15 protein-coding genes are annotated in these 16,149 nt (G+C 58.1%); 12 read left to right on the forward strand and 3 right to left on the reverse strand.

All coding sequences use genetic code 11. The annotated features are described in order from the left end of the window. Nucleotides 1-14 precede the first annotated feature (14 nt). Nucleotides 15-629 (forward strand): TetR/AcrR family transcriptional regulator, encoded by a 615-nt coding sequence (locus V1273_RS10010; protein WP_334409463.1) that lies wholly within the window; start codon nt 15-17, stop codon nt 627-629. A gap of 147 nt (nt 630-776) precedes the next feature. On the opposite strand, the gene V1273_RS10015 is transcribed toward V1273_RS10010, so the two are convergent. Together V1273_RS10015 and V1273_RS10020 are read right to left on the reverse strand one after the other, a co-directional pair. Continuing rightward, nucleotides 777-3,026: a xanthine dehydrogenase family protein molybdopterin-binding subunit gene (locus V1273_RS10015; RefSeq protein ID WP_334409464.1), complete on the reverse strand. Its 2,250-nt coding sequence runs from the start codon at nt 3,024-3,026 to the stop codon at nt 777-779. A gap of 1 nt (nt 3,027) precedes the next feature. Next, nucleotides 3,028-3,486: a (2Fe-2S)-binding protein gene (locus V1273_RS10020; RefSeq protein ID WP_334364340.1), complete on the reverse strand. Its 459-nt coding sequence runs from the start codon at nt 3,484-3,486 to the stop codon at nt 3,028-3,030. A 234-nt stretch (nt 3,487-3,720) separates the two neighbouring features. Here V1273_RS10020 and V1273_RS10025 point away from each other — a divergent pair, with 234 nt between their 5' ends. From V1273_RS10025 to V1273_RS10040, 4 genes are all read left to right on the forward strand, one after another. Beyond that, complete coding sequence (locus tag V1273_RS10025) at nt 3,721-5,061, forward strand: SCP2 sterol-binding domain-containing protein (RefSeq protein WP_334409465.1); 1,341 nt, start codon at nt 3,721-3,723, stop codon at nt 5,059-5,061. A gap of 111 nt (nt 5,062-5,172) precedes the next feature. Next, entirely contained in the window at nt 5,173-6,090 is a 918-nt protein-coding gene (locus V1273_RS10030) for an NmrA family NAD(P)-binding protein (RefSeq protein WP_334409466.1), read from the forward strand. Next, nucleotides 6,087-6,419, forward strand: coding sequence for a hypothetical protein (locus V1273_RS10035; RefSeq protein ID WP_334409467.1), 333 nt, complete (start codon nt 6,087-6,089; stop codon nt 6,417-6,419). Before V1273_RS10030 ends, V1273_RS10035 begins: the two co-directional genes overlap by 4 nt. Before the next feature lie 393 nt (nt 6,420-6,812). Continuing rightward, a complete protein-coding gene (locus V1273_RS10040; protein WP_334409469.1) occupies nt 6,813-7,868 on the forward strand; it encodes a LysR family transcriptional regulator in 1,056 nt (351 codons plus the stop codon). A gap of 114 nt (nt 7,869-7,982) precedes the next feature. Here the strand turns inward: V1273_RS10040 and V1273_RS10045 are convergent, their stop codons facing one another. Continuing rightward, nucleotides 7,983-8,768: a TetR/AcrR family transcriptional regulator gene (locus V1273_RS10045; protein WP_334409471.1), complete on the reverse strand. Its 786-nt coding sequence runs from the start codon at nt 8,766-8,768 to the stop codon at nt 7,983-7,985. A 33-nt stretch (nt 8,769-8,801) separates the two neighbouring features. Here V1273_RS10045 and V1273_RS10050 point away from each other — a divergent pair, with 33 nt between their 5' ends. The 7 genes from V1273_RS10050 to V1273_RS10080 all read left to right on the forward strand — a co-directional run bounded on the left by V1273_RS10050 (nt 8,802) and on the right by V1273_RS10080 (nt 16,091). Next, entirely contained in the window at nt 8,802-8,939 is a 138-nt protein-coding gene (locus V1273_RS10050; protein WP_334409473.1) for a hypothetical protein, read from the forward strand. A 234-nt stretch (nt 8,940-9,173) separates the two neighbouring features. After that, complete coding sequence (locus V1273_RS10055; protein ID WP_334364334.1) at nt 9,174-9,965, forward strand: crotonase/enoyl-CoA hydratase family protein; 792 nt, start codon at nt 9,174-9,176, stop codon at nt 9,963-9,965. Between the two features lie 195 nt (nt 9,966-10,160). Beyond that, the gene (locus tag V1273_RS10060) at nt 10,161-11,057 is read left to right on the forward strand and encodes an alpha/beta fold hydrolase (protein ID WP_334409474.1); all 897 of its coding nucleotides are present in this window, start codon (nt 10,161-10,163) and stop codon (nt 11,055-11,057) included. 83 nt (nt 11,058-11,140) lie between these two features. Next, entirely contained in the window at nt 11,141-11,920 is a 780-nt protein-coding gene (locus V1273_RS10065) for an SDR family oxidoreductase (RefSeq protein ID WP_334409475.1), read from the forward strand. Between the two features lie 175 nt (nt 11,921-12,095). Beyond that, nucleotides 12,096-14,174 (forward strand): 3-hydroxyacyl-CoA dehydrogenase NAD-binding domain-containing protein, encoded by a 2,079-nt coding sequence (locus tag V1273_RS10070; RefSeq protein ID WP_334409476.1) that lies wholly within the window; start codon nt 12,096-12,098, stop codon nt 14,172-14,174. 47 nt (nt 14,175-14,221) lie between these two features. Next, on the forward strand, nt 14,222-14,521 hold the full coding sequence (locus tag V1273_RS10075; RefSeq protein WP_334409477.1) for a putative quinol monooxygenase: 300 nt from the start codon (nt 14,222-14,224) through the stop codon (nt 14,519-14,521). 367 nt (nt 14,522-14,888) lie between these two features. After that, nucleotides 14,889-16,091, forward strand: a complete 1,203-nt coding sequence (locus V1273_RS10080) for an ABC transporter substrate-binding protein (RefSeq protein WP_334412188.1) — start codon at nt 14,889-14,891, stop codon at nt 16,089-16,091. Nucleotides 16,092-16,149 lie beyond the last annotated feature (58 nt).

Raw genomic sequence — 16,149 nt, forward strand, 5'->3', positions numbered from 1 at the left:
GCTTTGTTGTATCCATGAATCGTCCAGTCCGAACGGGAGCTGATCCAGATGAGGCGCGCGCGCGCATCCTGGAGGTGGCGGAGGAGCACTTTCGCCGCATCGGTTACCACAAGACGTCGATGGCCGACATCGCCTCTGAACTCGGCATGAGTCCGGCGAATGTCTACCGCTTCTTTTCCTCCAGGGATGCGATCAACGAGTCGATCTGCGGGCGTGTCTTGAACGAGGTTGCTGACATCGCCTCTGCGATCGCACGCACGAACGTGCCGGCCATGGAAAAACTCGACCGGCTCCTGACCGCCGTTCACCGCCACAACAAGATGACGCTGGTCGAGGAAAAGCACATGCACGACCTGATTGTCGTCGCCATGCATGAGAACTGGACGATCATCAAGGCGCACGTCGAACGGATGGTGGCGATCTTCGAGGCGATCATATGCGAGGGCATCGAAGCGGGCGAGTTCGAGGTCGAAGATGCCGCGAAAGCCGCGCGAGCTGTCAAATCCGCCTTCACGCCATTCTTCCATCCGAGTCTGATCGAGCACTGCGTTCGACACGGCGAAGATACCGAAGCAGACCTGCGCAACCAGATCCGCTTCATCCTGAAGGCTCTCGGCAAGTCTGACTAACGGTCTGCCGCATTGAGGCCTGTGGTTCCGGATTAAGCCGACTACCTTCGGTGTCTCGTAAAGCTGTATCAGACCATGAAGCGTTGCCAACATCAGATGTTGTGCAGCCGGAGCTGGCCAGGAGGACGCCGCACGCGGGCTATGTTGTCACGCGAAGTTGACGCTCTTGTTTAAGGGCAGTTCGCGCACACGCTTTCCGGTGAGAGCAAAGATGGCGTTCGCGAGCGCCGGTGCCGCAGGCGGAACGGGGGGTTCGCCAATTCCGCGCACTTCACTGCCAAGCTGCAATCCCTTGACGATGATTTCCGGTGCCTGATGGAATCTCATTCCCTCGAACGCGTGATAGTTGGTCTGGGCCGGCGCGAAGTTGTCGTAGGTCAGCTCACAATTCATCGCGTGGCCCAAGCCCCAGATAATGCCTCCCTGGATTTGCGCCTCGAAATTGATCGGGTCGAGAACCCGCCCCACCTCGCAAACGGCGTATACCCTGTCGATTCTGATGCCTTGAGCCGTATCGCTCACTTCAACGACTTGGGCCATCGGTACGCCAAATGATAAGGTCAGGGCGACCCCACGAGCGCGCCTGCTGTCTATTCGCGGCCCTTTCCATTCAGAAATATCTCGCAAGGTCTCCAGGACCGCCTTCGAGGTCTTATGATTGCATAGACGAATAAGTTCCGACATCGGATCAGCGCCGGCGGCATGGATCAATTCGTCCAGGAAGGAAGCGTGATGAAACCCATTCGCCGAGGCTCCAACCGATCGCCAGGGGCTGACGGGCACCATTTCTTTCGCGCGGTAACCTGTCACCCGGTAGTTCGGTATTGCGAAAGGTTGATCCCAAACACCATTGACACTCGTAGTGTCGGGACCGGGAGGAACGGGCGCCTGCAGACGGTTAAACCAAGAGGCTCCCATCGATTGGCCCGCGATATCGATACTCATGCTCTCAACCTTGCCATCGCGAACCGTTCCCCTTGCGCGCGAGAGCTGGATCGGGCGCGGATAGTCGTGCGCCATGTTCTCTTCTCGGCTCCAAGTCATTTTGACCGGAACGCCTTCCATCGCAATCGCAAGCTCGATGGCCTGCAACGCATAGGTGTCGTCGAGTCGCGCTCCGAAGCTTCCGCCGATTGGCTGAGCGTGCACATGAACCTTGTCTTCCGGCAGTTGGGCCAGCTTCGCAGCATGCATCTGGAGAAATAGCGGGATCTGCGTTCCCGTCCAGATGTCGAGCCGTTCCTTCGTATAGAGCACAACCGCATTCATGGGCTCGAGGGGCGCGTGAGCCAGATATGGCGTTCGATACTCCGCCTCAATCGACTTGGATGCGCCGGCCAATGCCTTCTCGACGTCTCCGTCGTTGCGAAGTCGGCTGTCCTGCAGGTCTTTGGAGAACGAATTCTCCAATACCTTCCACATTCCAGCAGAGTTGGCCGGATAGGGAGGATCGTTCCATTCGATCTTGATCGCGGCCGCGGCCTGAAAGGCTCTCCACGTGTTATCGGCGATGACGCCTACACCGTCTTTGACCGGGACGATCTTTTTCACGCCCCTCATCTTTTCCGCGCCAGAAGCATCATATCGTTTGATCGTGCCTCCCATGCTGGGATTGGCACGCACGGTTGCGTACAGCATCCGGTCCAAACGAACATCAATCCCATACTGCTGTGTACCGGTAGACTTCGCAACGATATCGATCCTGCGCATGCTCTTGCCGATGTAACGCCACTCCTGTTCCGATCGGAGCGTGACATCAGTAATGGGCTCAAGCTGCGCTGCCTCGACGGCTAGTTCCGCGTAGGTAACGGACTTGCCATCGGGGAAGATGACCTGGCCGTCCTTGGTTTTCAGTTGCGATCTGGACACTCCCGATCTCCTGGCGGCCGCCTCCTTCAGAGTCTCGCGCGCAACCGCCCCCGCCACGCGAAGTTTATGATATCCATCGGGTACAGTGGAGGAACCACCGGTGATCTGCATACCTAGCAGACGGCTTAACACTTCGCCGCCACCACGCGCGCTCCGGGCCAAGAAGCCATCATCGATTGTAGCAAAGGGCAGGCTATCGTCCATGATCCGGCTGTTGAAGTATGCCGGACTGGGCGGACCAGGATCGATGCGAACCTTATGCGGATCCACATCGAGCTCTTCAGCAATGAGATGAGCTTGGATGGAATAGGAGCCTTGGCCTTTATCGGCCCGCGGAGTAATAAGCGTGACGCCCTTCGCATCGACGCGGACGTAGGGCGTGATCGCGGCTTCGCCCGGCGGGAGGCCTTTGAGCAACGGATTGAGAGGTTCCTTGCGCAAGTTGTAATAGCCGAACGCTACGCCACCGGCGATCGCAGCAGATCCGATCAGAAACGTGCGTCGTGCAATTTTTCCAAGCCGAGCCACGCTATTTCCCTTTCATCATCTGGGCTGCAGTTTTGACGGCGCTGTGGATGCGAGGATAAGTTCCGCATCGGCAAAGATTTCCGCTCATAGCGTCGGCAATATCGGTCTCAGACGGATCGGGGGTTCTCGACAGGAAGGCTGCTGCAGTCATCATTTGGCCGGACTGACAATAGCCGCACTGCGCAACTTGGTGCTCGATCCAAGCCTGCTGAACCACGTGTGGGTTTGCCGGCGTTCCGAGACCCTCGATCGTCGTGACGCTGCCGCGAACCTCGCCAGCACTGATCGAGCAGGAACGAACCGCCGCACCGTCGACATGCACGGTGCACGCACCGCAAAGCCCGGCGCCGCAGCCATACTTCGGTCCCGTAATGCCGAGTTCATCCCGAAGCACCCAAAGAAGCGGAATTTCCGGTTCGATGTCCAAGTCGTGCCGCTTGCCATTGACGGTCAATTGCATTGCGAATGCTCCAGCGATTGAGAAAACGACGATGGCGCCCGTCTGCTCTTCAGGAGCTCCCAACACTATTGGCAGAGTTGAGGTCCCGCGGACAACGCGCGGTCATTCCCTATGAGTCGTTCCTCGTCTATTACCAGACTTGACTAGTTTTTTGCAAGTGACTAAGTTTGTTCAGACATTTTGATTTGAGCGAGATCGGAGCCGATTTGGACCTGCTGATGAGGGAGCTGGTGTGTGGTCGATTTAGCGAGTCATCCAACCGTTGTAGCGCATCGAGCTGAGACAAAAGCGTCGCGGCCGCACACATTGGACGCCGATCGGCTCCGGTCATTGTGTTTGGAGGCTGGGGCGGACGACGTAGGCTTCGTCGAAGTCGATCGCGAAGATATCGCCGCGCACCGCGCAGATATCATCGGCGTGTTTCCCCGCACGAAGTCGATCATCAGCATTGTGTGCCGGATGAATCGCGAGAACATCCGAACTCCAATGCGGTCCATCGCAAACATCGAGTTTCACCACGTTGTTCACAAGACCGACGACGTCGTTCGAGAGATCGTCAGTAGGTTGGAGGCCATCGGCGTTCGAGCGATCAATGCGGCTGCCGTTGGTTTTCCCATGGAAATGGACCGCTTCGGCGCGGGCAAGCAATGGCTGGTATCGCACAAGCCGATTGCCGAAGCGGCCGGCCTTGGTAGGATGGGCATTCATCGCAACGTCATCCATCCTAGGTTCGGCAACTTTGTTCTTCTCGGGACCGTTTTGCTGGACGCTGAGATCAGTGCTTATTCGCGACCACTCGACTACAGCCCTTGTCTGGAATGCAAGCTGTGCGTTTCCGCCTGTCCCACCGGTGCGATCGCACCGGACGGGAATTTTGATTTCGCGGCCTGCTACACGCACAACTATCGCGAATTCGCAGGCGGTTTCACCGATTGGGTGAATGGGATCGCCGACAGTCGGGATTCGCGTGCCTATCGGGACAGGTTCACGCCGGCAGAAACGGCTTCAATGTGGCAAAGCCTTTCCTTTGGTGCGAACTACAAAGCCGCTTACTGTATGGCGGTGTGTCCTGCAGGCGAAGATGTGATTGGTCCCTATCTCGCCGACCGAAAGCAATACATGGAGGAGGTAGCCAAACCCCTAAGCGAAAAGGTTGAGACAGTCTATGTCGTCGCCGGATCGGACGCCGAAGCCTACGTGCCCCGCCGCTTCCCGCACAAGCCGATCAAGCGCGTCCGCAACGGACTCTCGAACATACGTTCGATTCTTGCCTTTCTGAGATCGCTTACATTAGTCTTTCAGCGAGGACGTTCTGCCGGCCTTAATGCGACGTTTCATTTCACGTTCGTGGGCCGCGAACCCGCGGAAGTGACCGTTGAAATCAGGAACAAGACGATAAAGGTCACCAACGGTCGTCAGGGTGCGGCGGATTTCGCCATGACAGCCGATAGTGACGCTTGGCTGAGCTTCCTGCGCAAAGAGGTGAAGTTGCCCTGGCTGCTGCTGCGCAGAAAGCTTCGCTTCCGCGGTTCACCGAGGCTCCTGCAGGCCTTCGGTCGATGTTTTCCGTCTTGATTTCTCGAATGTAGGCGGACCGCAGGTGGCCTGCCCCAATATTCGATCAGTGGCGCTGGGTTCGTCCCAGCGTGCCCAAGCACAGCTCGCGGGGCGTCCGAGGAGGAAAAGATGGAATCTCCGATCTTAATCACTGGTGCCGCAGGAACGGTTGGTCACGCCGTGTGCGAGCTACTGATCGGACGAGGATCCAAGGTGAGGGCGCTAGTGCGCAATGAGGATGTTCGGTCGGCCAAACTAGCCGAACGCGGTGTTGAGGTTGTCGTCGGGGATCTTCTCGATCTGCATGCGATGCATCGCGCCATTGAGGGTTGCGAGCGAATTTACTTCGGTATGACTGTGTCGGCTCAGTATCTCGAGGCGACCGTTAATGCCGCCGCCGTCGCGAAACATCACAACGTGAGTGCATTCGTGAACATCTCACAAATGACAGTCTCGCAAATGGGAATCAATTCGACCACAGACAGCCCACAGCAGAAGCTGCACTGGCTCGCGGAGCAGGCGCTGAATTGGTCTGGGGTGCCTGTCGTGCATGTCCGTCCGACCTCATTCCTGGATACCTTCTTCCTCAGGTTATCGGCGAATTCAATCCGCGAGCATCAGCAAATTCGACTGCCCTTCGGGAATGGAAAGACCTCGCCGATCGCCAGTGAAGATGTTGCGCGGGTGATCGCTGCGATCATCGAAGACCCGGCCCGGCACATCGGCAAGATATACGAACTGACTGGCCCGCGTTCCCAGGATATGAACGGGGTTGCTGAAGAGTTCTCCAAGGCTCTCGGACGTCCAATCACTTATGTGAACGTACCCTGGGAACCTTGGCGCAAGCAGCTGGAGGATAGCGGCAGGTTGTCTCCGCATGCGCTTGCCCATCTCGCAACAATGGCTCTTCTTAAACAGCAGAATCGATATAACCGCTTGACGTCGGATGTGGAGAAGGTCACTGGCACGCCGCCGCTCAGCGTTTACGACTTTGTCCTGCGCCACGCCAATGTGTATACGGCGGCAGACGAGGAATTCCTGCCATGAAGCGCGCCGCGTGGCTGACCCTGATCATGCTGACTACATCCGCACCGGCGCGTGATGATGGACGCTACGCCAATTCACCGTTGAAAGGATGGTTCGACCACAGCGAATTCGGGCCATGCTGCTCGGACGCGGATGGATACGTTGTTGCCGACGTCGATTGGGAATCACATCACGGGCACTATCGTGTGCGCATCGACCATGAGTGGGTGATGGTGCCTGACGGCGCCGTTGTCACTCAGCCGAACAAGATCGGGCGGACCATGGTGTGGAAGTATTATATCGACGGTCGCCCGCGGGTCCGCTGCTTCATGCCGGGCAGCATGATGTGACATGTAGCTCGGTCCGCGACTGGGCCGATCTTGTTGGCCGATACCCTTTCCCGTTGTGCCGGCCGGACAGCTGTGCCTCGCGATGAAAGAATTTCTCGAAGGCCCGCGCTTCTCCGTCGACACCAGCTTTGTCGCTGATCACGGTAACGGCGTTAAGAGCGCCGCCACCAGGCTACGCGATAGTGAGCGCCCCGTTCAGCCGCTTCGCTCAGCGAAATCCTCGATGTAGCCCACCGAACTCATGAAATTGGTCTTGACGTTTTGCATGATGAACAGCATTCTTATTCTGGATGATACGTGTCATGCAGAATGGCGCCGTGGTCCGGCAACTACGGTAACCAACATTGCCCATATGGCATGGAGCAGATGTGCGCTGCGTTCCAGGGAATGGCGATGACGGCCGAGGTTTTGACGGAATCTTCCGCAGACAACGCTTGCCTGAACCTCGAGGCGGCTACCGAACATGGAAGCCGTCAGAACCAGCAGTCGTCGCGGAGGGGACGCGTAGCGGAGGCAAACTGGGATCTCTTCCGATTATTCTCTTCCGTCGCGAGGTTCGGCAGTGTCAATCGCGCCGCTCGCGAATTGGGTATGAGCCAGCCGACGCTCAGTCGCCGGTTGAAGGAGCTGGAACGCCATATCGGAGCTCCGCTCTTCTTTCGAGTGTCCTCCGGTGTCAAGCTGACACAGGAAGGCGAACAACTCCGTCTGTCGGCGGCTGCTATCGTACGGTCGTTCGAGTTGTTTCAACGGGATCTGTCATCGCGTGCCGGCGACAGGTCCTTTTCCATCAAGATCTCTGCTACCGAAGGCCTGACCAAGCACTGGTTGTTGCCTCGCGTGAACAAGCTGCGCGCACTCAACGACAAGATCAGCCTCGAGATATTCTCCACTGTTCTCAAGCAAAATCTTGCCGCAAGCGACCTCGATTTTGTCATCCGGATGGGGCATCCGGGCGACAACGAGCTAGTAGGTCGGCGGGTAGCGACGGTAGCGTTCGGCTTGTTCGCATCCGAAGCATATCTGGCCGAGCATCCGGCGCCGCGATCCATTGCGGACCTCGACAAGCATGAAATTATCGGAAGTTCGGCTGACTTTGCCGGCCTTCAGGGCGAGCGTTCCGGACAAATGCTTCTTCTCACGCAGTTCAAGGCTGCGGGAGATGCCCGTGCCTCATTGAAAGTGTCGATAGCAAACCATCTTTCTGCCGCTACGGCGGGACTGGGGCTGGCATTCCTGGCGGTGCCGTTCGCTCTTGCAGAGGGATTGGTGCGTGTTCTCCCTCAGGAATCATCGTTAATGGATCTCTGGCTGTTGCGCCGGCGCGAGAGCGATCTGCGCAAGTTGACAGGGCAGGTCCGCCGGCTTCTCGAAACAGAGTTTGCAGCGTCTCGTGCATGGTTTCTGGGGCAGCAACGGCCTCGAAGGCCTTTGCAGCGCATTGCGTGACCGCATTAAGCTGTCCTTATCAGGAGCGTGCGCGATTCTCCACGCCACGGAACTCCGGCTGCGTTGAGCGCAATCAGCTCCTGTGCAAGGACCCGATGAATGGGCCAGCACCGGTTACGGGCGGGAAGAACGGCGTATTTCAGCGTAGTCGAGGATCGACCTTCGCGCTGCCAGCAAAATCTTCTTCGATGTTTCCTTTTCCCTCATCACGCGGGAAAGAGTCATCGAGCCAACGATCGTGCACATCACCGAAATTGCGAACTCGGTCGCGTCCTCGTCGCCGATAAGCATAGCGATGTTGTCGAGGGATTTTTCGAGATAGGCCGTCATGATGTCCCGCGTCCGCGAATCGGCGCGGGCGACGTCGCCGGCGAGAGCAGCAACGGCGCATCCGGATGCCGGATCATCGCGATGTGTCTTGCTAAGGTAGGCGTTTAGGAAAGACTTGAGCGTACGCGGCCCTTTGGCGCTCGCGGCGTTGATTGCCGATGCGTCGCCGTCAGCGAGAGCCCGATCGAGCGCTTGGGCGATCAGATCATCACGCGACTCGAAATGTCCGTAGAAGCCACCATGGGTTAGTCTCGCGGACTTCATGAGTTCGCTAATACTGATGCCCGCCAATCCTAGTTCCCTGAGCTGCAGGGCCGCCGCATCCAGGATCCGCTCCCGGCTTCTTGCCTTCTCCGCCTGTGAGTGTCCCACCTGTGTCGCTCCAGGAAATTGCAATTGACGATCTGGATGTCGGCCGCCAGACCTGAATTCTGGATGATGGCCTTCATTCAGGAGAATCTCGCGCGAGGATAAGCAGCCTTCGGGTGAATTTCCATATGTTTCCGCGCGATGGCCTTCGCCGGCTTGCCCGAGATCAAGTGGCAAATTCGTTTCGCGACGCCAGTGCATTCGGAAAGCCAGGGACGGGCGAGGTTCAAGCTGATGCAAGTGACCGCCCGCGGCACAAACGAATTCATGACAAAGTCGGAGGTCGTCGTCGAGATCGGGAGCTCCGACGAGCCTGGCCTTGTCGCGGAATGGCTTAGTGTTTCCTATCTCGCGGAGTGGGTCACCGCCTAGTGCCTCGATAGCTGTGCAGTCAATGCCTAACCTGTCTCAGTTGCTAGAGCTGTTCTTAATCAAGAGCGGGTCCGGATCAAGCGTCGGCATCTCCATCGTGAAATTCATTCCTGAATAAGGCAGGCACAAGAATGCTGTAGCCGGCGTCGAGCACAAATTGTCATGTGACCAGGTCGAGCGCGCCGCGGTGAGCCATTATCCCCTCAGGTGTCGAGCGCTGCGTGGAGGAAGCAAATGAGCGAGCAGAAGCCCGCGCTGGGTCGGATCCGCACTGAGGTTCACGGGCGGGTGCTGAAAATCATCATCGACAATCCAGCGAAGAAAAATTCGTTCACCCCTCAGATGATGGTGCAGATCTCCGATGCGATGACCTTGCTGGACCGCAATGACGATTATTGGGCCGGCGTGGTCTGCGCCGAGGGCAGCGACTTTACCTCCGGCCTCGACATGCCCAAATTCTTCGGCCCGAAGGCCGAAAGGATCGATATCCCGGCTGACAACATCGACGTGTTCGCCCTCAAGGGGCGTTGCCGCAAGCCGGTTATCACCGCGGTGCAGGGCATCGTCTACACCATCGGCATCGAAATGATGCTTGCCGGAGACATTGTCGTCGCTGCCTCAAATAGTCGATTCTGCCAGATGGAGTCGAAGAGGGGTATTGCGCCGCTCGGCGGTGCGCACTTCCGCTTTCTGACCCGGGCCGGTTGGGGGGATGCAATGTACCACCTGTTCCTGTGCGACGAGTTCGATGCTGCGCAGGCCCACAAGATCGGCCTCGTGCAGGAAGTGGTCGATCCGGGAAAGCAAATCGAGCGTGCGATGGAGCTGGCGCAAACCATTGCCAAGAACGCGCCGATCGGAATCCAGGTCACCAAAGAAGCTGCGTTGAAGTACATCGAGGCCGCTGAACGAGCTGCGATCGACTACATCCCCAAAATCAAGGACCGTGTCTTCAACAGTCAGGACATGATGGAAGGCATCCAGTCCTTCGTCGAACGCCGTGCCGCGGTCTTCGAGGGACGTTAGTCGCTTGCGCCGTGACCAGTTCGGCAAGGAAAAGGAGTCACTCATGGGCAGCACGCAAGGCGTCCGATCTTACGAAGATCGCACCGCTCGCGTTGGATTGGTCGCCACATTGCCGAGGCACTGAGCGCGCCAAAGGTGGTTTTGCCATCGCGGAATAGGTGCGTTCGAGCAGATGCGAAGGAGCGATGACTTGTCATGATTGCCGCCAGCGAGACCTTTGGTGGAACTTGGCCTTTCGAACCCTGCTTTTTTGAGGGAGCCGGCTTTCGGATGCATTACGTCGACGAGGGGACCGGCGATCCCATCGTTTGTTTGCATGGGGAGCCCACCTGGGGTTACCTCTATCGACGTTTCATCCCTCCGCTTTCCGCCACGCACAGAGTCGTCGTTCCTGACCACATGGGTTTCGGCAAGAGCGAAACTCCTCGGGGTCGAGAATATTCGCTGAGGACTCATGTCGACAACCTGACCAAGCTGATCGAAGCGCTCGATCTCAAGAACAATACGTTCGTTTTGCAGGATTGGGGTGGGCTGATCGGCTCAGCGTTCACGCTACGACATCCGCACCGCGTCAGGCGCCTGTTTCTCCTCAACACGTTGGCCGGCTATGGAAAGACCTCCGCGGGGTCGACGCCCTGGTTCCAGCTCATCCTGAAGCATCACAAAGCCGGCACGCTCGGGGAGGTGTTGGGGCACCTGGACGTGAATATCCTCAGCATCATGAAGACGCAGGGTTTGGAGAATTTGTCGGCGGTGGATTCCAATTGGCTTGCAGCCTTCGGCTCGGCCTTTCCGACGAAGGAGGACTGCGTCGGGGCAATTGAGTTTCCGCTCGACGCTTTGCTTGGTCGGATCATTCCATACCTCGAGGAGGGCGTTCCGCTTCTCCAAAAGCTGAAGTCGAAACCCGCGATGCTTGCGGTCGGCATGAAGGATCGAGCGATTGCGCCGGAGAACCAGATCTCTGATTTCAAAGCAATATGGCCTGACGCGCCGGTCATTAAGCTCCCGCATGCGGGACACTTTAGCCAGGAAGACGCACCGGACACCATCATTGCATTGATTGAGCTGTTCATCCAAAGCGCCAGGTGATTGTGCAAGCAAACCTGGCTGGTCTTGCGGGAACAGCGGTGCGTGTCCGGCTATGAAGAGGAACTCTATGAAAGGGATCGCTCATGGGCAGCGTGAAGAAGGCGTTCGATCTTACGGGAAAAATCGCGCTCGTAACGGGCGGCTCGCGTGGATTGGGCTTGCAGATCGCCGAGGCATTGGGCGAGCAAGGCGCCAAGGTGATTTTGTCGTCGCGGAAAGCCGCCGATCTCGAGCAGGCGTGTTCACATCTTTCAAAGCTCGGATATCAGGCGGACGCTATCGCGGCCGACAATTCCAAGGATGACGATATCATGCGGTTGGTCGACCAAGCCTTGGGCAAGTTTGGCAGGATCGATATTCTCTTGAACAATGCCGGCGCCACCTGGGGAGCTCCGACAGAGGATCATCCTGTCGAAGCATGGGACAAGGTGATGAATCTCAATATTCGTTCCCTGTTCGTGTTGAGCCAGCAGGTCGCGAAGCGGTCGATGATTCCGAACAAGTACGGGCGCGTCATCAACATGGCGTCGATTGCCGGATTGCGGGGTCACGTTGGCGAGCCGCAGATGATTGCCTACAACACGAGTAAGGGGGCGGTTGTCAATTTCACCCGCGCATTGGCGGGCAGTTGGGGTCAGTACGGCATTACGGTCAATGCGCTCGCTCCCGGTTTCTTCCCGTCCAAAATGACGGCCGGAACCATTAAGGCGGTTGGCCTCGAAAAGCTGACTGAGGGTGTTCCGCTGCGTTGCATCGGTGATGAAGACGATCTGAAGGGGGCGATCATCCTGTTCGCCAGCGACGCCGGCAAGCACATTACCGGTCAGATATTGGCAGTGGACGGCGGCATCATGGCTGTCTGACAGCTCGCCCACCGGCCCTTGCTGGCGCGCACTCAATTCAATGTTGAATAGCCGCTCGCCAGATGCGCTGTGGCCAGCACTGACCAAGCCGAACTACCAAGCTGCCAACCAGCCGGTGCCGCGCAAGCGGTTTGGGCGGATCCGAGCGCACCGCCCATCCTAAAGGAGATAGCCGATGACAAGCCCTGTTATTATCGAGAAACACGGCACTGTGGCCGTTCTTCTGGTCGACAACCCGCCAGTGAACGCACTCGGTTCGCTGGTGCGCCAAGGTCTGCGCGACGCCATGCGGGAGGTGCTGGACAATCCGCAGTATGCGGCCGTCGTGCTTGCCTGCGCCGGCCGCACGTTCATTAGCGGGGCCGACATTCGCGAGTTCGACCAGAAGATCGAGGGACCCAGTCTCGACGAAATCAATCGCCTGTTCGAGAACCGGTCCAAACCTGTCGTCGCCGCAATTCATGGCGTCGCGTTCGGCGGCGGGCTCGAAGTTGCGATGGGCTGCCATTTCCGTATTGCGGCGAGCGACGCCAAGCTCGGGCAACCGGAAGTCAAACTTGGATTGATCCCGGGTGGTGGCGGTACGCAACGTCTGCCGCGTGCCATCGGACCGGCGAGAGCTGTGCAAATGATCGTGACCGGCGATCCGATCGGCGCGGAAGAGGCGCTGCAGCTTGGGCTGGTCCACCAAATATTCGAAGGGGAACCAGTGGCGGCGGGTGTTGCCTTTGCGCAGAAAGTTCTGTCCGAACGCCGTCCCCTGCGTTCGCTGCGCGATGACGATTCCATGCTGCAAGCGGCGCGCGCTGACAGAAGCATCCTGACGAAGGCGGCGGCTGAAGCGATGAAGCGCAATCGCGGGCTCGAAGCCCCGGCGGCCTGCGTGGAAGCCGTTGCGTGGTGCCTGGACGTACCGTTCGATGAAGCGATCCGGCGGGAATGGACGCTGTTCACCCGGTTGAGAAGCGGCGATCAGTCTAAAGCACTGCGTCACGTGTTCTTCGCGGAACGCAGCAGCAACAAGATCGCTGGTCTCGAGGCCGGCACACGCCCGCGGAAAGTCAACTCGGTCGCGATCATCGGCGCAGGCACGATGGGTGGCGGCATCGCCATGTCCTTTGCCAACGCCGGCATCCCGGTGAAGCTGATCGAAATCGCAAAGGATGCGCTCGACCGTGGCCTTGGTACCATACGGAAAACCTACGAGGCGACCGCAGCACGCTCGGCGATGTCTTCGGACACCGTCGCCAAGCGCTTGGGACTGATAACCGGTGCCGTGGGCCTGGAGCACGCTGCGGAGGCCGACCTCGTCATCGAGGCGGCATTCGAGACCATGCAGATAAAGAAGGAGATCTTCTCCGAACTTGATACCGCTGCAAAGCCGGGGGCGATTCTCGCAACAAATACTTCCTTTCTCGACGTCAACGCGATTGCAGCGGTCACGAAGCGGCCCCAAGACGTACTCGGGATGCACTTCTTCAGCCCGGCGAATGTCATGAAGCTGTGCGAGATGGTGCGTGGCGAAAAGTCGTCGCCGGACGTGCTGGCCACGGCCGCTGCAGTCGCGCGGCGCATCGGGAAGATTCCCGTCGTCGTGGGCGTCTGCCACGGCTTTGTCGGCAATCGAATGCTCGTGGTCCGCCTGCTCCAGGCCCGCAAGATGTTGCTTGACGGGGCGCTGCCGCAGCAGGTTGACGCTGTCGCGACGCGGTTCGGAATGATGGGGCCTTTTGCCATGGGGGATATGGCAGGTCTCGATATCGGCTGGCGATCGCGCAAGGATAGTGGCGAGACATCTCCGATCGAGGATGCGTTGTGCGAAGCGGGAAGATTCGGTCAGAAGACCGGAGCGGGGTACTACCGGTACGATGCTGGATCCAGAACGCCGATTCCGGATGCCGACGTAGAGGCCTTGATCGTGGATACCAGTCGCAAGCTAGGCATCACGCGACGCCAGATCAGCGACGCCGAGATTCATGAACGACTGATCTACCCGATGATTAATGAGGGCGCACGAATTCTCGAGGAAGGGATCGCGGAGCGGGCGAGCGACATCGATCTGGTCTGGCTCTATGGATACGGCTGGCCGCCCCAGACCGGCGGTCCGATCTTTCTTGCGGACCAGATAGGCCTCCCCGTCGTGGCTGAGCGGTTGGCGTTTATGGCCGCACTGGACAAGGACGAAACACTGCGGCCGGTGCCGCTGTTACATCGCCTCGCTACCTCGGGCGGAACCTTCGCGGCTTTCAAGTAGATGAAGGAGGTGCGGGATCTCCGCGTCAAGAGAGGACTATAGACGAGATGGTCTACGTGATAGCAACGCTCACGGTGAAGCCAGAAATGAAGGCGGAGTTGTTTTCCGCCGCGAAGGATTGCATCGCCGCCACCCACAAGGAAGACGGATGTATTTCCTATGAGCTGTTCGAAAGTACCACCGATCCGAACAAGCTCGTGTTCGTCGAACAGTGGCAGTCGGCCGACTGCCTCCCTCTGCATTCCAAGAGCGACCACATGAGAGCATTTGGCCGCATGGCGGTGAAGTGCTTTGCAGCCCCTGTACAGGTCCAGATCATCACTCCCGAAAAGGTCGAGAAGCGGTAGCTCTATCGTCCTCAGACGGCCGCGGATAGCGGGTTCCATATAAGAACGATTTCAAGGCTGCACGGACTTCCCGTCCCCTTTGACGAGTCATTCAGTAACGACCCGGTCCACCCCCATGCCGATAGCAGCGTAAGCCGGTCGCGCTTCAAAGGTCAATTGGGATTCTTGCGCGAGCTCAACCGGAGACGCCAGTCTCCCTACTGGCTTGCTTCCGTACGGATACGCGGGACAATTCTTCTCGAAGCCGGCTTGACGAGTTCTAAAAAAGAACTGTAGATTAACGGAAAGACGGCTGAACAATGGCCGCGGTTTGCAGGATCGCGGGCCCCGCCGGGGCGCGCACTCCGCTGTTCACAGGGAGGACGCTATGCTCAAATTGTTCAAAGCTGCTTTCGCACTGATGCTTTTGGCGCTGGGATCATCCGCATTTGCCGCTGACGCGCCGGGGTTAACACAGACTGAGATCAAGATTGGCGGGGTCTTTCCTTTCAGCGGACCCGCTTCGTCGATCGGCTTGGTCGGCCGAGGGATTCTCGCTTATGTCCAGTCGATCAACGACCGCGGCGGCATCAACGGACGGAAGATCAATTACATTGCCTATGATGACGCCTACAGCCCGCCCAAGGCCGTAGAGCATGTTCGCAAGCTCGTCGAAAGCGATGAGGTTGCCTTCATCTTCAGCCAACTCGGCACGCCCGGTAATACGGCGGTGGCAAAATATCTGATGTCGAAGCGAGTGCCGGCTATCGGCATCGTCTCGGGGTCGAACAAGTTCACGAACGTGACGGACTTTCCGCTGACGACGACCAGCCTGGTCAGCTTCGACACGGAGGGAAAGATCTACGCCAAATTCCTGACCAAGACGCTGCCGAATGCGAAATATGCCATCCTCTATCAGAACGATGACCTCGGCAAAGATTACGTCAACGCTTTCAAGGCGAGTCTGAAGGGCGATTTCGACAAGAAAGTAACTGCCATCGCTTATGAAATCAGCGATCCGACAGTGGATTCTCAGGTCGTGAATTTGAAGAGCTCAGGCGCCGAAGCATTGCTGGTGGCGGGAACGCCAAAGTTTGCTGCGCAAGCAATCCGAAAGGCGGCCGAGATCGACTGGAAGCCAACAATCCTGCTGAACTACCCCTCCAGTTCGGTTGGCGCGACCCTTAAGCCGGCAGGCCTTGAAAGGTCGGTGGGGGTGATAGTCGGGACCATCCTGATGGATCCGACGGATGCGCAGTGGGATAGCACCGCAGGGATGAAGAATTATCGGGCATTCATCGACAGGTACATGCCGGGCGTCGATATCGCCGACGGCAATTACCTCTTCGGTTATACGCAGGCCATGCTGCTCGAACAGCTGATCAAGCAGTGCGGCAACGATCTGTCCCGCGAGAACATCATCAGGCAGGCGAAGAGCCTGAAGAATGTGGCGTTGCCGACACTGCTGCCCGGCGTCAGCGTCAATACGAGTGACAAGATCAACATGAACTACACGCAGATGAGGCTTCAGCGCTGGACCGGCACGCGCTGGGACCTTTTCAGCGAAGTACTCGATGCCTCCTCGGAGTGATGAGGGGCGACTAATGGCACGCGACAAAAGAGAACTCGTACCGGCAGGGGTACGGGTA

It is taken from the genome of Bradyrhizobium sp. AZCC 1721 (assembly GCF_036924715.1).
Lineage (GTDB): Bacteria > Pseudomonadota > Alphaproteobacteria > Rhizobiales > Xanthobacteraceae > Bradyrhizobium.

Excerpts from the sequence above, each read along its gene's own strand:
- V1273_RS10010 (WP_334409463.1), top strand. The coding sequence starts at position 15 with ATGAATCGTCCAGTCCGAACGGGAGCTGATCCAGATGAGGCGCGCGCG.
- V1273_RS10020 (WP_334364340.1), bottom strand. The coding sequence starts at position 3,486 with ATGCAATTGACCGTCAATGGCAAGCGGCACGACTTGGACATCGAACCG.
- V1273_RS10030 (WP_334409466.1), top strand. The coding sequence starts at position 5,173 with ATGGAATCTCCGATCTTAATCACTGGTGCCGCAGGAACGGTTGGTCAC.
- V1273_RS10035 (WP_334409467.1), top strand. The coding sequence starts at position 6,087 with ATGAAGCGCGCCGCGTGGCTGACCCTGATCATGCTGACTACATCCGCA.
- V1273_RS10040 (WP_334409469.1), top strand. The coding sequence starts at position 6,813 with ATGACGGCCGAGGTTTTGACGGAATCTTCCGCAGACAACGCTTGCCTG.
- V1273_RS10045 (WP_334409471.1), bottom strand. The coding sequence starts at position 8,768 with ATGCACTGGCGTCGCGAAACGAATTTGCCACTTGATCTCGGGCAAGCC.
- V1273_RS10050 (WP_334409473.1), top strand. The coding sequence starts at position 8,802 with ATGCAAGTGACCGCCCGCGGCACAAACGAATTCATGACAAAGTCGGAG.
- V1273_RS10055 (WP_334364334.1), top strand. The coding sequence starts at position 9,174 with ATGAGCGAGCAGAAGCCCGCGCTGGGTCGGATCCGCACTGAGGTTCAC.
- V1273_RS10060 (WP_334409474.1), top strand. The coding sequence starts at position 10,161 with ATGATTGCCGCCAGCGAGACCTTTGGTGGAACTTGGCCTTTCGAACCC.
- V1273_RS10065 (WP_334409475.1), top strand. The coding sequence starts at position 11,141 with ATGGGCAGCGTGAAGAAGGCGTTCGATCTTACGGGAAAAATCGCGCTC.
- V1273_RS10070 (WP_334409476.1), top strand. The coding sequence starts at position 12,096 with ATGACAAGCCCTGTTATTATCGAGAAACACGGCACTGTGGCCGTTCTT.
- V1273_RS10075 (WP_334409477.1), top strand. The coding sequence starts at position 14,222 with ATGGTCTACGTGATAGCAACGCTCACGGTGAAGCCAGAAATGAAGGCG.
- V1273_RS10080 (WP_334412188.1), top strand. The coding sequence starts at position 14,889 with ATGCTCAAATTGTTCAAAGCTGCTTTCGCACTGATGCTTTTGGCGCTG.